General features: G+C 59.8%; 11 protein-coding genes, 1 tRNA gene and 1 pseudogene. 4 read left to right on the forward strand and 9 right to left on the reverse strand.

The genetic code is table 11. The features are described from left to right. Nucleotides 1-165 precede the first annotated feature (165 nt). Nucleotides 166-1,575 carry an MFS transporter gene (locus ASD54_RS03400; protein WP_062553148.1) on the forward strand — a complete coding sequence of 470 codons (1,410 nt, stop codon included), beginning with the start codon at nt 166-168 and terminating at the stop codon, nt 1,573-1,575. 7 nt (nt 1,576-1,582) lie between these two features. Here ASD54_RS03400 and ASD54_RS03405 read toward each other — a convergent pair whose 3' ends face one another. Both ASD54_RS03405 and ASD54_RS03410 read right to left on the reverse strand, forming a co-directional pair. Next, nucleotides 1,583-2,314, reverse strand: coding sequence for an RlmE family RNA methyltransferase (locus tag ASD54_RS03405; RefSeq protein WP_062553149.1), 732 nt, complete (start codon nt 2,312-2,314; stop codon nt 1,583-1,585). Next, nucleotides 2,311-3,996, reverse strand: a complete 1,686-nt coding sequence (locus tag ASD54_RS03410; protein WP_062553150.1) for a Ppx/GppA phosphatase family protein — start codon at nt 3,994-3,996, stop codon at nt 2,311-2,313. The genes ASD54_RS03405 and ASD54_RS03410 overlap by 4 nt, the downstream gene beginning before the upstream one ends. Nucleotides 3,997-4,329: 333 nt before the next feature. On the opposite strand from ASD54_RS03410, the gene ASD54_RS03415 reads away from it, so the two are divergent. Continuing rightward, a tRNA-Gln gene (locus tag ASD54_RS03415) sits at nt 4,330-4,403 on the forward strand. 158 nt (nt 4,404-4,561) lie between these two features. Continuing rightward, the gene (locus ASD54_RS03420) at nt 4,562-6,637 is read left to right on the forward strand and encodes a DUF6538 domain-containing protein (protein ID WP_062553151.1); all 2,076 of its coding nucleotides are present in this window, start codon (nt 4,562-4,564) and stop codon (nt 6,635-6,637) included. 41 nt (nt 6,638-6,678) lie between these two features. On the opposite strand, the pseudogene ASD54_RS03425 reads toward ASD54_RS03420, so the two are convergent. The 7 genes and pseudogenes from ASD54_RS03425 to ASD54_RS03455 all read right to left on the reverse strand — a co-directional run bounded on the left by ASD54_RS03425 (nt 6,679) and on the right by ASD54_RS03455 (nt 16,040). Then, nucleotides 6,679-9,014: pseudogene (locus ASD54_RS03425) on the reverse strand (hypothetical protein). Nucleotides 9,015-9,252: 238 nt separating this feature from the next. Beyond that, nucleotides 9,253-9,567, reverse strand: coding sequence for a hypothetical protein (locus ASD54_RS03430; RefSeq protein ID WP_062553152.1), 315 nt, complete (start codon nt 9,565-9,567; stop codon nt 9,253-9,255). A gap of 430 nt (nt 9,568-9,997) precedes the next feature. Beyond that, nucleotides 9,998-10,774: an ATP-dependent Zn protease gene (locus ASD54_RS03435; RefSeq protein WP_062553153.1), complete on the reverse strand. Its 777-nt coding sequence runs from the start codon at nt 10,772-10,774 to the stop codon at nt 9,998-10,000. Next, nucleotides 10,771-12,750 carry an ATP-binding protein gene (locus tag ASD54_RS03440; protein ID WP_062553154.1) on the reverse strand — a complete coding sequence of 660 codons (1,980 nt, stop codon included), beginning with the start codon at nt 12,748-12,750 and terminating at the stop codon, nt 10,771-10,773. The genes ASD54_RS03435 and ASD54_RS03440 overlap by 4 nt, the downstream gene beginning before the upstream one ends. Next, nucleotides 12,743-13,300 (reverse strand): hypothetical protein, encoded by a 558-nt coding sequence (locus ASD54_RS03445; protein ID WP_062553273.1) that lies wholly within the window; start codon nt 13,298-13,300, stop codon nt 12,743-12,745. The genes ASD54_RS03440 and ASD54_RS03445 overlap by 8 nt, the downstream gene beginning before the upstream one ends. 117 nt (nt 13,301-13,417) lie before the next feature. Further along, nucleotides 13,418-14,506, reverse strand: a complete 1,089-nt coding sequence (locus ASD54_RS03450; protein ID WP_062553155.1) for a hypothetical protein — start codon at nt 14,504-14,506, stop codon at nt 13,418-13,420. 337 nt (nt 14,507-14,843) lie between these two features. Then, nucleotides 14,844-16,040 (reverse strand): hypothetical protein, encoded by a 1,197-nt coding sequence (locus ASD54_RS03455; protein WP_062553156.1) that lies wholly within the window; start codon nt 16,038-16,040, stop codon nt 14,844-14,846. Nucleotides 16,041-16,378: 338 nt separating this feature from the next. Here ASD54_RS03455 and ASD54_RS03460 point away from each other — a divergent pair, with 338 nt between their 5' ends. Further along, a complete protein-coding gene (locus ASD54_RS03460; RefSeq protein WP_062553157.1) occupies nt 16,379-17,314 on the forward strand; it encodes an HNH endonuclease in 936 nt (311 codons plus the stop codon). Nucleotides 17,315-17,338: the final 24 nt, after the last annotated feature.

Below are 17,338 nucleotides of genomic sequence, written 5' to 3' on the forward strand. Positions count from 1 at the left end.
TCGCGGATCGTCGTGATTGCGCGACCGGACCGAGAGATAATGGAGGTATTGATAATGAAAACTCCGCTCACGTAGACGTGAAAATGCTCACTGTCGCGTGAAAGCACTGGCGAGGCGATGGCGAGGGGCGTAGTGAGTGACACAATCTTTATTGAGCGTGACCGCATGAACCGCATCGTACCGCTGATCCTCGCCGTAGCCCTGTTCATGGAGCACATGGACTCCACCGTCATTTCGACGGCCTTGCCGGCCATCGCGATGGATCTCGGCGTCAGCCCGATCACGCTCAAGCTGGCGCTGACATCCTACATGGTGTCGCTGGCGGTCTTCATTCCGATCAGCGGCTGGATGGCGGACAAGTTCGGCGCGAAGAATATTTTTCGCTTGGCCATCGGCGTTTTCGTCATCGGCTCGATTATGTGTGCCATTTCCTCGTCCGTCTTCAGCTTCGTCGTGTCACGCTTCCTGCAAGGCATGGGCGGCGCGATGATGACACCCATCGGTCGCCTCGTTCTGCTCAGAACGACGGACCGTAAGGATCTGGTATCGGCCATGTCGCTGCTGACCATTCCGGCACTGGTCGGCCCGCTGACCGGCCCGCCGATCGGTGGTTTCATCACCACCTATTTCACCTGGCACTGGATCTTCATCATCAATGTACCGATCGGGATCATCGGTATCTGGCTGTCTTCCGTGCATCTTCCGGAGATTCCTGCGCGTGGAGCGCCACCTCTGGACAGGATCGGCTTCGTTCTGACCGCCGTTGCAGCGGCAGGCCTGGTGTTCGGGCTATCTGTCGTCAGCCTTCCGGCTCTGCCGCCGGCGATCGGCATCGGTACGACGCTGCTGGGGTTGCTCTGCGGAGGGCTTTACATCCTGCATTCGCGCCGGCACCCGAACCCGATCCTGAAACTGGAGATCTTTCGCAACACGGCCTTCCGGGCTGCGACCACCAGCGGTTCGCTTTTTCGCATAGCAACCGGTGCGGTGCCGTTTCTCATGCCGTTGATGTTGCAGTTGAGCTTCGGAATGACCCCTTTCCAATCGGGCCTCACCACCTTTGCCGGCGCGGCTGGCGCGCTGACAGTCAAGTTCGTTGCAAAACGTGCCTTTGCCGCTATCGGGTTCAGAACGGCACTCATGAGCGCCAGCGTTGCAGGCGCAGCAATGACGGCCGTGAATGCGCTGTTTGATGCAACGACCCCGCCGCTCATCATCACGTTTTTCCTGTTCGCATCGGGCCTTGCGCGCTCGCTGTTCTTCACGGGCGCAAATGCTCTGAGCTATTCGGACATCGGGGATGACGAGGCGAGCCAGGCAACCTCCATCAGTTCCGTCATGCAACAGGTCAGCCTGGCGCTTGGCGTTGCCTTTGCAGCACTCGTGCTGGAGACCTCTTCCTACATCTCAGGAACGCATCTGCAACTGGCGGATTTCCATCTGGCATTCCTGATCGTTTCAGCGATCTCGCTCTGCTCGATCATCCCGATCCTCTCGCTACCGCGCCATGCAGGCGCAAGCGTCTCCGGCCATCGCATCAGAACCGCCGATCAGGCAGAGGCACCGGGCGAATAGACCGCTGCTACTCCTCAGCGGTCTCGCCCTCGATTGCAGCGTCGTCTGCATCCTGAACGGCCTTGCGGCCCTTGAAGCCCTTGGCCAGCAGGAACATTTCGACCGATTCGGAACGGGATGAGGCCGGCTTGATGTGCATGACCTGCCGGAAATTCTGCTTGAGCATATTCAGCAGATCTTTCTCCGTCCCGCCCTGGAAGGTTTTCGCAAGAAAGTGTCCACCTTCCGCCAGAACTTCTACAGCGAAATAGGCCGCCACTTCGCACAGATGCATGGTGCGCAGGTGGTCCGTCTTCTGGTGGCCGGTGGTCGGCGCCGCCATATCGGACATCACGAGGTTTGGCGTTCCGCCAACGGCTTCCATCAACTGGCGTGGCGCATCGTCATCCAGAAAGTCGAGTTGCAGGATCTTGACGCCCGGAATGGGTGCGACCTCGAGGAAGTCGATGGCCGCAACGCGCACATCCTCTTCCGTTGATCCAGTCACTTTCGCGGCAATCTGCGACCAGCTGCCGGGCGCAGCGCCAAGGTCGATGATCCGGCGAGCGCCCTTCAGGATCTGGTGCTTCTCGTCGATTTCCAGCAGCTTGAAAGCGGCACGGGCGCGATATCCCTCCAGCTTGGCGCGCTGGACATAGGGGTCGTTTATGTGACGCTCCAGCCATCGACGGGACGAGGCCTTGAGCTTGCCCTTCTTGACCTTTTGACCGAGTTTTCGGCCGATCGGTGTTTTCGTCATCTGTGCGTCTCCCCGGCACTGCGGGCCGAATGTTCAGCGCGACGTCCGCGCGCACGGCGCCAGACACCATCATCCGCCATCATATCTGTCAGCAAGCCTTCGCGAAGGCCGCGATCGGCAACACGCATGCGCCGCGATGGCCAGCGGCGGCGTATAGCCTCCAGAATGGCACATCCGGCGAGCACCAGATCTGCCCTGTCCGGACCAATGCAGGGATTGGTTGCCCTGCCCTCGAAATCCCAGGACAGAAGTTTCTCCTGCATCGCGCTGACTTCCGCATCCGACAGCCAGAGCCCATCCACCTTGCGGCGATCATAGCGTGGCAGATCGAGATGCACGCCGGCAAGCGTCGTTACCGTGCCGGAGGTGCCGATAAGGTGGAATTCTGCATCCGGCTCCTGACCGTCGGTTTCACCGAAATTCGGGCAATCGAAACCGGCCAGCATGGTTTCAACCTCCTCGACCATGGCCGAGAAAACGGCTGGCGTGACATCGCGTCCACCGTGGCGTTCCGAGAGCGTCACCACACCCACAGGCAGAGACGTCCAATGCGTGATATGGTTGGCCAGACGGCTGGAGCGATTATCCTGAATGCGGATGACCGCGATTTCGGACGAGCCGCCGCCGATGTCAAACAGAACGACCGAGCGCGCCTCGCGCCCAACCAGCGACGAGCAGCCGGAGACGGCAAGCCGCGCTTCCGTTTCCCGATCGATGATTTCCAGCGTCAGTCCGGTCTCGCGGGTGACACGCTCAAGGAAATCCTCGCCATTGGCCGCGGCACGGCAGGCCTCGGTCGCAATCAAACGCATCTTGCGGATCTGGCGCGAGGCAAGCTTGGAAGCGCAGATTTTGAGCGCCTCTACGGCACGATCCATCGCCTCGTCGGAAAGCCTTCCGGTCGCGGCCAGTCCTTCACCCAGACGAACAATGCGCGAGAACGCATCCACGACGCGGAACTGACCCGGGCGCGTTGGCTGTGCAATCAGCAGACGGCAGTTATTGGTGCCAAGATCGAGCGCCGCGTAGAGATCATCGGCCTGCGAGCGTCGGCGCTGGTCCGCGAACTGGTCACCGCCAGATGACGTGCGTGCCGGTTGATCGGAAGCATGCCTGAGGTGTGCCGGGCCCTTTGAATGGCCGCCTTTAGCCTGATGCGGCTTTGCTGTGCCAGTGGTTGCCATCGAGGGAGAAGACTGGGGCGCTTTCGCACCCGCCCCGCCCTTTCCATGCCCATGCGACTGCGTGGCGAGCGGGCGCCCCTGCAGACCACGCGCCTGGTGCGCCTTCTTGCCTCGCCCCTTGCGCCGGCCTGCATTTGGTGCATGACCTGCCGCGTGAGCCGACTTGGCCGACGTCGCGTCCGTCCCCGATTGAGCATCGGCATTGGCATGGGCGGCTGCGCCCGCCTGCGCACCCGCGCTACCGCCCGGCGATCCGCCAGACTGGCCGTTGCCACGCGCACGGCGGCGCTTTCGCTTTCGCGGGGGGAGTTGTTCCTGCGTTTCCGGCCGTCGGACTTCAGAACGGGCCTGCGCGTCGTGTACACGCGAGCCTTCAGGCGCAGCAATCTGCTTGCCGCCCCGTTTCGCCCTGCGGCGACGGCGGGGTTTACCCCCGGGTCGCCCATCTGCCGACGTACCACCTACGGGCGGCTTTCCGCCGCTATCGGGGTTCATCACTGTCTTATTCCATGGCCGCGCCCAGAGCATTGCTTGCCCGCAGCGGCGTTAATCGTTTCGTTGGCAACAGGATAACAGCCTCTGGCGAATTCGCCAATGGCTTTATCCAGAAAGCTTGAAGAGGCAAATCACGCCGAGAATGCTCCCCGATGGACGGCGCATTTTTCACCACACGGGAAAATTTCAGCTCTCCTCAAAAAACTTGCCGACCACTCTTGATCGCGTGCGGAATTCTGTTAGAAGGGCGCTCACGATGTTGCGGGGCAAAAATGCCTCAGGCTTCTTCTCCGAAGAAACTTGCATCGCCATTCCAAGGGCTTTGCCCCTTGCGATTGGGGAATAGTTCAATGGTAGAACGGCGGACTCTGACTCCGTTAATCTTGGTTCGAATCCAGGTTCCCCAGCCAATTCTCCCTAAAAGCCCTTAATTCCTTGATTTTCCAGTCGTGCCGGATAGTGTTTTGGCATCATTGGCGACCTGATGCCCAAAACTGGTGCCCAGAGGTGATGCCCACGCCGTTCAAGCGCGAGGGACAAAGCTCCGGGCAAAGACAGGGCATTCGTCATGGCCGTGCGCCACGAAGTCGAGAATCTGATCCGCCGCGGAAACATCTTCTATTGGCGGCCACGCGTCCCGGCCGCTCTCATCAACTGCGGTCCCGGTAGCCGCCTTTCACTCAGCCTTCATTGTTCCGACCATAGAAAGGCTCAGATCATTGGCCGGAAGCTCAACACGCGACTGGCCGAATTGAAGTTGAACTCGAAGGAAATGATGTCCAAGCAACAGCTTCAGAAACTGTTTGAGCATGAGCGCGACAAAGAACTCGAGCGACTCGATGAGATTAATACGCTTGCCAGGCGCAACGGCCGTGGCGGGAATGTCGAGGAGATGGAACTCGATCTCGAGGCCGGTTGGGCCTGTCAGCTCGTCGCGAAGTTCGGGAGCCGGACGGAGCTGACGCTGGAGAGCGGTTGCGCGGGCCTAACCTATCTCCTCAACAATCGTGTCCCGATCTCGCACATCGACGCCATCAGGGCGAACTACCGGGGCGAACTGGCCATCGCGCGCAGCCCGGGGTTTGAAGACGGCATCCGGCGACTGATCTACAATTTCGAAATCGGCGACACTGTCGCTAATCGTCAGCGTGCCATGTCGAAGATCTTTGAGGGTCGCGCTGCTGCCCTCCTCGACATCGATGAGCGGCACGAGCTTGTCGATAAAAGCCAGAGCAAGTTCACGGGCGGCGAAAGAGCCATCACGCCGATTACCGAGGTTCTAGTTCCTGAAACTGCAGTGCCTGAGCCGCCGACGCGGCACGATGAACAATCGTCCTTATCGGCTTTACAGATCATTTCAGGAGAGCCGGGCGTCGCTTATCTGGATCTCACACCGCGCCCGGAGGAAATCACGGCACAGCCGAAAGCTCCCAGTGCCGAGCAGAGGGTCGTTCCTATTGCCGACTTCGAGCAGGAGTGCGAGAAGCTCATCGACAACATGGGCGAGGATTGGACAACTGAAACCGGGCGGGATGCCATGGCGCTGGTTCGGATGTTCAAGTCGGTGCTCATCGAGCATGGGGTAAAGCACTCCGGGCAGATCGAACAATATCACATTGGACAGTTGCGCCAGCACTTCAATCACATTCCGACGGACTGGGGCAGAAGCAGCAGGATGCGCGTCATGTCAGCGCCGGAACTTCGTGCGGAAGGCGACAGACTGCGTAAGGCTGCAGAGATTTCAGGAACCAAGGCGAAGGTTGGTCTGGCTCCGGCAACGGTCCGAAAGCACTTCGGAAATCTACAGCACTTCCTAAAGCATCTCAAAGGCCACGGGTTCGAAATCGAAAACTGGACCTTTGAAGGCCTGCGTCCACGAAAGCCCAAAGCAGGAGACATCCGCCACCAGCAATACAAACCGAAGCCGGAAGACATCGCTCCGATTTTCTCGAGCCCCGTCTACACTGGCTCTCTGGATCATCTGCGCGGAAAACGGAGAAAACCGGGGAGCCAAGTTTTCCATGATTCGCTTTATTATCTGCCGATCCTGTTCACTTACCTGGGGCCTCGACGCAAAGAGTTCGCAGGACTTTCCGTCGACGACATTGCGAAGGACGAAGACGGATATGTCATCCTCCTTCGCAACAATGGCATCAGGCGATTGAAGACCGCGCAATCAAAACGACTGCTGCCCATGCCCGACGAATTGATCCGATTGGGCTTCCTCGATTACTATCAGGCGATCAAGGGACTAGGCTACGAAGCTCTCTTCCCTGACCTGTTCTCGGATAAGACGGATAACGATCCCGGAGACCGCTTCTACGACACTTTCATCCCTATCATGCGGGGCGCGCTCGGCGAAAAAATGTGGGAGCGAGCCATTCATGCCCTTCGCCACGGGATGGCGGACACCCTGAAGCAGGCAGGCGTCTCGTCTGAAGTGATCGATGACATCTCCGGGCGATTGAGCGAGGGCAGTGAAACGAACACCCGATACACGAATCCGGCCGGCCTTCCGTTGATGCGCAGCGCCCTCAAGCACTACCCAATCATTACGGCGACCGTCGAACCGAAGACGCTGCAACTTCTTCCGTGGATCGAGAACAAGCAGCCGCCGCCATGGGCGCGAGAAGGCAAGAAGTGAAGCCCAGGCGGAAATGATTTCCGCCCGGGCATATTGCGTGACTAGGCGGCTTCCCAAACCTGATTGAGAATTCGTGCTGCCAGCGCAGCCTTGTCCTGCGGAAGGAAGCGACCGTAGTGTTTTGCCACCATGTCAGCCGTATCCTGGATGGCGTAGCTTGCCTGTTCGTACGAGCCGGTCTGCTTCAGGATGTGCGTGGCGAGAACATCACGAACGTTGTGAGGACCATGGGGCAGCAGGCCTTTGATCGCCCCACGACCTGTGTATGGATTGTAGATGCCGTAGCGCTGGATTGTGAGCCGCCACGCCTCATAGAAGCTGGTGATGTCGTAGGCAGCGTCGGTACTCGTCGTCTTGACCGTCTTCACAAAAAACGTCCCGGGATCGGCAGCGCCTTTAAGAAGGACCGAGCGATGGCGCTCGACGTAGTCATCGATGTGGCGGTAGAGGTCGAGCAGATCGGGCAGCACCAGCCTAAATGGTTTGTCTCCGAAGAACGACGAATGGGCGTTCTTGAAAGCCACCGCCGGGATCAACACCTCCCAGCCACCGTCTCGGTCACTCCAGCGGATTTCTCCGCGCTTGAGCTTTTCGAGCACCCGTTCTGGACGCGGCATCTGTCCCCGTGGGCATAGCATCAACTGCCGCAGATTTTTCTGGCGAAGCCCGAGATGCAATCCCAACCGCAGCATGAGGAACGAGCGAGCCGCCTCGGCAGCCGGACGCGGATAGCGCTCCTCGTCAGGCATCAGCCGGATTATCTCCTCGGTGATCTTCCGATATTCGCCGACCGGGCTGTCAGCTTCGAGCACCGGCATGATCGGCTCGAACGGATCACGATGGACCCGGGCGATGCGCTGGATCTCTTTCACACGGTGGGAGGCATGTGTGTGAAAATCCTCGCAAGCGCCGTGCCAATCCTCCCGGGCATAATCAATCTCGTTCTGCGAGACGAGACCGGCAATGGGCTGCACACGCGCCAAAAGTTCGGGATGCTGTCGAAGCCACCCGGTGCTTTCCTTAGTGATTGCCAAGGCGATCCGCAGCATGTCGACTTCCCACGCCGTGTAGAAACCTCGGCGGCTTTCGCGCCATTGCAGATACCAGTCCCAGACGCCAGGAAAGATTAGCAGTCCAAAGGTTAATTGACGCAGCGGCACCCCATAGCCGTTGATCTCTCCAGCCTTTGACGCCGCAAGTGCGCCAAACATCAGGCCGAGATGCTCAATTTTCTGGGAGGCGGTTTCCTCGCCCCAGACACCGTTTCGCTGAAATCCGATCGAGGTCAGTGCGGATGTCTTAAAGCGGACCAAGTACGCCATTTCCGTCGCGAGTGTCGGCGGCGCATTGATGACGCCGGACAACAGGTCAGGGTCTTCGATCCAGGTCTCTTCATAGTTTGCCGGAACCGCGATCTTTCCATCACGTGGCGCGCGTCCGCCATAGGATACCCCCGGAAATCGGATAGCGTAACGCTGCTTGGCCGCTGCGGCTTGGAACTTGCGATAATCCGTCGACCCGCTGATGATGACGCGACGAACCCAATCGAGAATTTCCTCGCGCTTGGCAAATGGGAGCGAATTGAAGTTATCTGGTAGATGCCATGCGATCCTACGTCGTTCCGCAGGCTCGATACCCGAGAGGTTGAACCCCGACGCCGATCGCGACTGATGCGGCAGCTTTGCTTTGAAATAGCCTTCCGGGAGACGGTAACGGCGCTCGATGCGACCAAGCACATCGAAGCTATCGGTGCTCCGTGGCATGCGTCGGCGTTCGATCCAGCTCAGCAACGTATTCTTGTCCATGGGCTCATCAGGCCGCACTACCGATCGATAGAGGACCCAGTAGCTCTCACCGTGGCGACGCATGTGGAGTTGGAGTGACTCGGCGAAATCCGCAGGATCATCCCACTCGCGAAACAAGGGTTCAGGAAACTCTACTTTCATGCCAGGCTTGGGCTCCGCCGAGGCAAGCTGAGAACGTTCCGTCATCGAAGGTGCGGGCTTGGTTGTCGGTTTCGACCTCTCGGCGGGGGCCTTTTTGGACCTCGATGCGTCTCGGAGCTTCGGGAAGCCGTCTTGCGTCGCTTCAGAAGTTTGTCCGACGTCCTTGGCCCAACGAATGATGGCGTCAAACCCTGGTCGATCAAGCGGTGATGCGAAGCAAGCGATCGAGCATCGATCCCGGTCATGCGAGCAACGACATCCCATTCGGTATGGCCTGCCGTCCGGGGTGGTCCACACCTTCGTTCGATAAGTCGCCGCATGTATGCCTTGAGGGCTTCGGCTTCGTCGCTAGAAAAGGCGGTCGAGAGACGCAGTTCGCAATAGGCGTCGATCTTACGTTGGAAGGCTTTGATTGCAGTTAGCTTGGTCATTTCACTTCATCATGCTCGTTACTCGGACCCTCAGTGCAAGGGGCCGGCCGAGCTACGCGAAGCGGATTAACGAAGGATTTGAGCCGTCTGCATCTTCAGAAATTCGATTTAGGTTCAAACGGCGTTTTACGAAGTAATGGGGGGAGAAGTCATAATCTCATCAAACGCCGTTAGGTGTTGGATCGGCCTCGTCGAGCAAGCGACCCCGGCAACACATGACCAAGTGGAGAGCGGACGCTCAGACCTCACCGTCGGTGCCAGCAGGATGGATCAGGTGGATTTTCCTACGGAACGGTGAGCCGCCTGTCCGATACTTGGCGACAAGATCGTCGAACACCGCATCGCATTCGCGCTCATCGAACCCCTGATCCGTCAGCATCGAGACGATCTTATTCTGGAACTTCGCGAGTTCCATCTGCTGATCCTTGTCGATCGCCCGCCGGATCAACCAGAACAACGTCACCCGAGCCACGTCATCTCTGTCAGGCCGCTTCGCCCTTCTGTTGGCATCGCGAAGTGCCTTCTGTCGCTGCCTTGCTATCTTTAGGTTCATGATGGTCCTCCCGATCCTCGACCTCTTCAATGGTCATGGGACCGGCCTGCCGGCGCAAGCCTTGTTCGGCTGAATCGGAAAATTCGAACTTTGAATCGGCGGCGCGGAACAATGAATCAAATGACCGCAATTTGTTTCGAGTTGCGGGCACCTTATCTCACGTCAAAATGACGTGTTCGGCTGCGAACGGCGTTCATGAATCAATGTATTCGAGTTCTGAATCAAAAATGCTGTGTTCGGAATCAAATGAGCGCAATTTGTTTCAGGTTGCCGGAGACTTGATGTGAGTTGCCGACAACGTGCCACACGCCATCTCAAATCACCTCACATCATTCCCATGGTGTCCGAGGTTCCAGCCTTCCCATTGCGAAGAGCATCAAGTGCTGGGATGCCTTCACCACGCCGCTCCTCGGCCGCATGACTATCACCTTTAGGGCGGCAGATCACCGTCCGTCAGGATGTGCAGCACAGCCATCTCATCCATCGCCTGGGCATCGAACAGCGCCTTGGCAAGGGCATGGAAGGTCGACCTACGCCTTCTGAGGATCACTGCCGCCAGGTCGAGTGCCGCTTCCAGTTTTCCATGAACCCGAGCCGCCAGTTCGGGATCACGGTCGAACACGGCACCCGGATCGCGATGGGGGCGATAGAGCAGCGGATGCTCGCTCCCGAATCCAAGGGTGCGCTCCATGTCGAAGGCAAGCCGCGTGGCCCGCGCCAGATCGCTGTCGTCGGTACCTCCGGAACCGCTCGAGACCCGTTTGAGCACCAGTTGCTCGGCAGCCCGCCCGGCCATCAGCATGGTCAGCATGTTCTCGTACCAATCGCGGGTGTCGGTTGCCCAGGCGTGGAAGCCGACGAGATTGTAGCCGCCCTCGCCGGTATCGATATTGAGACCGCGGACAGGTCCAAGATCGAGCGCATGATGGACGACCGCGTGCCCCGCCTCGTGGAAGGCGAAGCGCCAGCGCAGATTATAGGGCACGGGCGGGCGATGGCCGCGGATGCCGTCTTCGATGTCCTCATAGCGGATCGCCCGCTTGCCGCGCCGCGCCTTCAACCGTGCTTCGCGGACGATGCGCTCGATATCCGCACCCGTCAGCCCCATGGCGCGCGTGGCGAGACGCCTGAGGATCGCATCAGCAGAATTGGTGTGTTGCGCGGCGGGTGGCGTTTCCATCGTGGTGGTGTTCTGTAGCTCAGTCATCGGCTTGCTCCCTTCCGTTCACTTGCTGCATCGTCCTCCAGATAGCCGGCAACGATCCTCTTCAGCGAGAATCCGTCCTCGGCTTCTTTATAGGTTTCCGCTATGGGCTCCCGGATCAGCGATGTCACATCGTCGCCGAGATGATGAGCCAGGATTTCGGCGAGCGTCGGCACGTCCGGCTTGGGGATTTCGATATGAGTCTCGAGCCTCCCGGAGCGCTTGATCGCCTCGTCGATATGGTCTGGGCGGTTGGTGGCACCCACGACAATGAGGCCCTCGCTCTTCACAGCGCCATCGAGCAGTTCCAGGAGCTTGTTGACCACGGCGTTCCAGTAGTCGGCATGTTCACGCTCGGCGGGCTGCCGTTTGCCGATGCCGTCGATCTCGTCGATAAACAAAATCGCCGGTGCCATGGCTCGCGCCTCGACAAAGGTTTTGTTCATCTTGTCGATCACGTCATTCAAATGACCACCCTGCAGCCAGGTCGACACCGAGGTGACGATCAGTGGGATCTGCAGGCTGTTGCACAGCGCGCGGGCAAAGGTTGTCTTGCCGGTTCCGGGCGGGCCAGACAGAAGGAGCTTGGTGCTCATCTCCGACCAAGCGAGGTTACTCGCCAGGTAATCGTCCAGATCTGCCTTGAGATCGAGCGCCCAGTCCTTCGCCTTGCCATATCCGGATAGCGTTTCGACGGTCATTGGCGGATTGTGGCCGATCTCGCCCTCCTTCGGCAAAGTTTCCGGTCGGATCACTTCGGCCCCGGATGGCTTCTCCCTCTTCCAGCGGCCATTGCTATCCGTGTCCGACGATTTCGGCTTTTCGTGTGAGCCTTTGGGCTTCTCGGCGGACGTGTTCGATGATGTCGATCCGGATGACTTGTCGTCACTCCCGCCACCACCGTCCTCCTCTTCCTCGAAGTCACTGCGATTGCGCTCACTGAGCGTGGCAAGGACATGCAGCACGTCGCGAACATGCCGCCCTGGACGAAACGCAAGGACCAGATCCTCGAGCGACAGCCAGCGCGCATCGGAATCCGACGGCAGGTCCAGCGTCTCGATTGCCACATCCGGATAAAGCACCTCCACCAGGTCGGCGACGAACTTGCGATCGAGCTTTCCCATCTGCAGCGACAGGTCGGCGGCGATCTGCAACAGCGAGGGAATGTCCGATCGCTTCTCCGCGACGGCGAGAACGGCCAAGTCGTGGGACAGCGCACTGAGCATCCGCCGACGTAGGGCATTGCCCGTGACACGATGCACACCGGCGCCTGAGAAAGTCATCAAGCGTCTGCGTGTCTCGCCTTCCACGGCGTCGAAGTGATCGTCGTTGAACATGTGGTCCGCATCGACGATCGCAAACGGGCCGCCCGGGACAAGCCGGGTTTTCTCCAAGAGCCGCAGCACTTGCCGCTCGAAGCCTGCAAGTGGCGCATGAAGGGTGACGACCGGTGTCACGCGGGTCAGCGTATAAACGATCTCCCGAAGCGACCGTCCGCTGCTGCGCACCGCACGCGCCAGAACCAGGGTTGCAACGATGTGACTGACCAGTGGCTGAGCGGCTGCGCGATCCACCAGACCGACCGCGTAAGCGCGCCGATCGATCCTGTTACCCAGCGCCCCCTCCTTTACGATTGTGCCGCGGCGTGCCCGCGGCAGGACCACGAGTTGCGCGGCGAGCGGCGGATGAACGATCCCGGCGGTCACGACACCATCGCCACCAGAACCCGGCATCGGATTGCCGGTCTCCTTCGGGGCGACAAGCCAGTCGGCAAAATTCCGCCGGAACCAGATATCGTCACGGATCGGATCGCCGCTCAGCCACGTCGTATCAAACGCCGGGCTGTAACGGCAAGTGCGAAGACCATCGACATCGACGATCTTGGCCTCGATCAGACCATTGCGCAGTGCCATTCGGCGTGCCTCGCGAAGGCTAAGATGCCGAAGACGGCGGATAAACAGACGGGCGAGCTTATCCATCGATCCGGCCTCCTGTATCCGCGTCAATAATTGCCGTGTGTGCGTTCTTCACCGGATCGCGCGGACGCGTTCGACCACGTCGCCGCCCGTCAGTGGCACCGGGCTTCGGGATCCGCATCAAAACACGCTCGCGCGGCGAACGACGTGGCGGCAGAGGGTCGCTCGGAGGAGTGATCGAAGCCGGACCAGTCGAGACAGACAGGCTCAGATGCTCGTTCCCGAGCGGAGCAAGGTGTCGATTGCGGTTATGCAGCGAGTCCAGCAGCAGGCGGCATGCCGCATTGCCGCCGTCGGCAGTAGCGCGCAACCGCAGCATCAGAGGCTCAGGAACATGGCCATCCAGCAGAGGACCTTGTCGGACGGAGGCAAGCGTCAAGCCGATCAGAACGGCGGGATCGTCGCCATCACTCGGACCGTGGCTAAGGTCGGCAGATTCGACATGAGAGAGTTTCGCAGGCTTGCCGTGATGACAGGGCAACGCGACGGTATCGGCCGTGACCGCTTCGCAGACGAAGCCGGCCACAGACGGGCTGTGGGTATCGATGGACATGAGTGTCTCCCCGCCGGAGCGCATCGGCATCCGGCGTTCATGGAATGGAAGGGACTGGAGAAGCCGGCCACGCGCCTCAGGCGCGGCAGCGATCAGCGTCGCTAGGCTGGCGGGGCGTCAGTGCCGGCGCGGACGGCGGGCAAAGCCGACCCGGATACGGATGGGTTCCGGCTCATCGTCATGATCGTCGAAGTAGCCGAAATGGTCGTGACCATTGTCATCGTCCTGCGCGGCCATCGCCCGCTCTTCTTCGTAAGTGCGGGCGGGACCGTTCAGCGCGATCAGCGGCTTGCCCAATACGGTCGTGGTAGCGGCCGCGTCCGACACAACCGGAGCCACGACACCGAGAGCCTTACGGGCTTCCGCTTCGAGAAGCTGCTGCACGCGACGGCCGAAGCGCAGACGCAGTTCGGCCATGCAGGCGGCGACACCATCGATTTCCAGCAGGTCGTCGATCTCGGAGAGAGCCCAGATGCCGGTGGCATGGTCGCTCGGGCGGCTTGCACCATCGACGATGGCAACCTCCACCGTATCGACCATCAGGCGCTTGTGATTCTTGTAGAGCCAGTCCGGCAGCACCATCGCCGACGCCATCATCTTCAGCTTCAACTCTTCGAGACGGCTGGTGTCGCCATACGACGCCAGCGACCGCTTCAGGTCGAGGATGTAGGCGGTGTGCCGCGCACGATTCACAAGGATCAGGTCTGGCGTATAGCTGCCTTTTGCTGGCGACTCGCAATCGAGCTTGATGCTGTCGAGGCTTGACCAGTCGTTTCCGGACACGGCTTCGAGTGCTGCCTTCACCAGCGGCAGCTTGAGCAACTGCGTCAAGACGATCATGTTGGGGTTGGCCTTGGCCAGCCGCTCGACCGCCTGCTCCAACAACTTGCCCTCCCGGAAGGACACTGCACGGACAAGCGAAGCGATATGAACGTAGTGCCCGAGGATGTCGTCCTCAACCGGTTCACCGTCGGCAATCGCCGCAATGGCGCGATCGATCAGCAGATCGAGATCGGCCTCGACATCGGCGAAGCGCACCAGATGCGGGTGACGGCGCAGCACCGCCGGTTCGCGAACCGCAGTCAGAGCCGCATTGCGGCCAAAGCCGAAAGGGCGCGGGCGGGATCCGGACGCCGCGGCCTCGGCCGCGTTGATCATGGAACGGAGAACTTCCCCACAGGGAACAGAAACGGTATTCGTGCTCATAGCCCGATTCCTTCTTAGACAAGGTTGACGGTCAGGCCCTTGTCGATGTTACCAGCATCGGCAGGGGCCGCTTTGTACCGGCCATCCGGAACGCACTTACCCTGGCAGGACCCGAGGCCGGGCTCAAGGTCCCGGACTGGAAAAAGAGAACGAAGCCGGTACAAGGTTAACGCCGGGCTCACGGTGATCTCCAAACCGAGGCCGACTGAGCGCCTGCGACAAGTGCGAGGCGATCATCAGGTCCGACCGAAACCCTCAATGAGAAAGGTCCGATAAGCGGCCATCTCGATGTTGATGGAAAGGCCGGACATCCGGCCCTCCAGTTTTAGTTGCCGCTTCACGCCGCGGTCGTCGGTGGCGAAGTCGGTTTGATCTTGTCGATGAACGCGGGGCGCTGAAAGCGCTTCTCAGGCTTGGCAAGCGCCTCGGCCACCGAAGGGATGGCGTCATCGCCAGATGCGGGCACCTTGAAGTCGCCGGTCATGATGGCGGTAAATCCATCCGTGAGCATCGCCAGGTTCTCCTCCAACGAAGGCCTGCTCGATGACTTTGCCTTAGGCGAGGCCGAGCTCTTAGCCGGGGTCGAAGTGTCCGCGACAGCCTTGGCAGAAGCGACCACGCCCTTTGCAACATCAGCCTTGACCTCCGGCCTGACCGGGTCGCCCTTTTCGGGAACCACCCAGTTCAGAAGCGGCACGACCTCTGTCTCCAGCCAGGTCCGAAGCTCGGCCTTGTCAGGCCAGTAGGTCTCGCTGCCCATCTTGTAGAGCAGCCGGCTGACCTTTTCCCAACCGGATTTCGCCGGCAATTCGGTCGAGGTCATGGTGTGCCTGTCATTCGGATGTGGCCGGACGAACTGCACCAGGCTTTCCAGCTCGCGGTTTGCGAGACGTGCCGTGAGGTGGATTTTCGCGGCAAGATCCTTCTTGACGATGTTGTTTTTCGGCAAGGCCTCCAGCACGTGGGTGCGGATCTCTTCGATATGCCCAACAAAAGACTTTAAGCCGTCCCGCACCTTGATGGCGATGAGCGCCTTAAGCCCATCAGGCCCACCGACATCATAGGGATCGAGTTCGGGTTTCTCCTCGACGTCCTGCTTCGACCTGGCCATGATCGTCGCGACATCCTGAACCCTCAGACGGCCGTTCGTGCCCGCAAGACCGATGGCCTGCTCGATCTGCTCCGGCGTTGCGGCACTGAGCTTGCCCAACACCGTCGGTCCGACGGCAAGCTGCACAAGGATCTCCTTGTAATAAGCCAGGTTGCGGTAAATCGCGCGCTGTGTGCGGACATGGCGCGCTGTGTAGCCGCAGCACTCAACGGCCCACTTGTCCAAGGTTCCTTCCGGGAGCAGCGCGGCCGCCTTTTCGAGATGCTCGCCGCGCTCGAAGGCTTCTGAGGTCGAGCGGCGTGTAACGCCGATGAGAAACGCAGCCGTATCTTCCAGCATATCTTTGATGTCCTCTGCAATCGAGTTGGCCGCGTAGAAGGCGTGGGCGGCGGAAGCGAAAGGGGAGGCTTTTGTATTCTTCACAGTCTATCTCCGTGTGATGTTGTGATCGTAAGGTAAAACGATCTTACCCCACTATTATCTCACAGCATTCTAGAAATTAAACCAATCTATAGTTTTGCAATAATTGCTAACCAAGATATAAAATTTAAACAATACTATATTTACTTCGAAATGGCCTTCGCCATGGCCTCTTGAGAAGAATCTTGCTTTCCGTTGAACCAAGCAACTTCTACACTTAATGCGAGCGCCGACTCTGGCGCCTCTGGCCTTCGACCACCAAAACCACACCCCTTCCAACAACCCGCCGGGCCTGGTAGCCAAGTGGACCGGCGACGTTTTCTGCGTGGAAGAGCGCACTCATGGCGAAAGCAATTCTGACGACCAAGGTCGATCCGACCTATGACGACCTTCCGGAGCAGCGGTACCATTTTCCGCGCACCTATCTGCGTCAGGTCGAGGCCGCGCGCGGTGACTGGATCGTCTATTACGAGCCACGACGGCCAAGCGGCGATCTGATGAAGACGGGCGGCAAACAGGCATATTTCGCGACGGCCAGGATCGTTGATATCATCGCGGATCTGTCGAAGGCGGATCACTTCTATGCGCTCATAGAGGACTTTCTGCCGTTCGATCATGCCGTACCTTTCAAAGAGGCCGACCACTACTACGAGAACGGTCTGCGCAAGAAGGACGGCTCAACGAACAAGGGCGCCTTCGGTCGCGCGGTGCGCAACATCCCGGACGATGAATACGACCTCATCCTGGCTGCCGGCTTCGCGCATGTGCTCGGGCGACGGGACCGCGAACGCCCGGCGCCCGATCCAGCCGATGAAGCGCGCCTCGGCTTCAGCGACAATCCGCAAATGCCCTACGAGATCGACAGCGTCGACCGCCGCATCGTCTCCCAGGTGGTGCAGCGCCCGTTCCGGGACCGCGCGTTTTCCGTGGCGATCAAGGCGGCCTATCACGATACGTGCGCCGTCACCGGCCTCAAGCTGATCAATGGCGGCGGGCGCTCGGAGGTCCAGGCCGCACACATCCGCCCCGTTGCCGACCGCGGCCCAGATAGCGTCCGCAACGGCCTCGCACTCTCCGGCACCGTCCACTGGATGTTCGACCGCGGCCTGATCTCGGTCGATGACGACTACACCCTGTTGATTGCGAGTGGCGGCGTTCCCGATACCATCATCCGTCTCATCAATCCGGAGCGACGCCTACTTGTGCCGTCACGCCCGGACGAGCGGCCACATTCGCAGTTCCTGCAATATCACCGCGAGAAGGTGTTCAAGGGGTGAGGTTGCGGAAATAATTTCCGCACC

This window comes from Rhizobium sp. Root149, assembly GCF_001427345.1.
GTDB lineage: Bacteria > Pseudomonadota > Alphaproteobacteria > Rhizobiales > Rhizobiaceae > Neorhizobium > Neorhizobium rhizoryzae.

Bases quoted from the DNA above. Each gene is read 5' to 3' on its own strand.
- ASD54_RS03435 (WP_062553153.1), bottom strand. From the start codon at position 10,774: ATGACTGAGCTACAGAACACCACCACGATGGAAACGCCACCCGCCGCG.
- ASD54_RS03420 (WP_062553151.1), top strand. From the start codon at position 4,562: ATGGCCGTGCGCCACGAAGTCGAGAATCTGATCCGCCGCGGAAACATC.
- ASD54_RS03400 (WP_062553148.1), top strand. From the start codon at position 166: ATGAACCGCATCGTACCGCTGATCCTCGCCGTAGCCCTGTTCATGGAG.
- ASD54_RS03440 (WP_062553154.1), bottom strand. From the start codon at position 12,750: ATGGATAAGCTCGCCCGTCTGTTTATCCGCCGTCTTCGGCATCTTAGC.
- ASD54_RS03450 (WP_062553155.1), bottom strand. From the start codon at position 14,506: ATGAGCACGAATACCGTTTCTGTTCCCTGTGGGGAAGTTCTCCGTTCC.
- ASD54_RS03445 (WP_062553273.1), bottom strand. From the start codon at position 13,300: ATGTCCATCGATACCCACAGCCCGTCTGTGGCCGGCTTCGTCTGCGAA.
- ASD54_RS03430 (WP_062553152.1), bottom strand. From the start codon at position 9,567: ATGAACCTAAAGATAGCAAGGCAGCGACAGAAGGCACTTCGCGATGCC.
- ASD54_RS03405 (WP_062553149.1), bottom strand. From the start codon at position 2,314: ATGACGAAAACACCGATCGGCCGAAAACTCGGTCAAAAGGTCAAGAAG.
- ASD54_RS03460 (WP_062553157.1), top strand. From the start codon at position 16,379: ATGGCGAAAGCAATTCTGACGACCAAGGTCGATCCGACCTATGACGAC.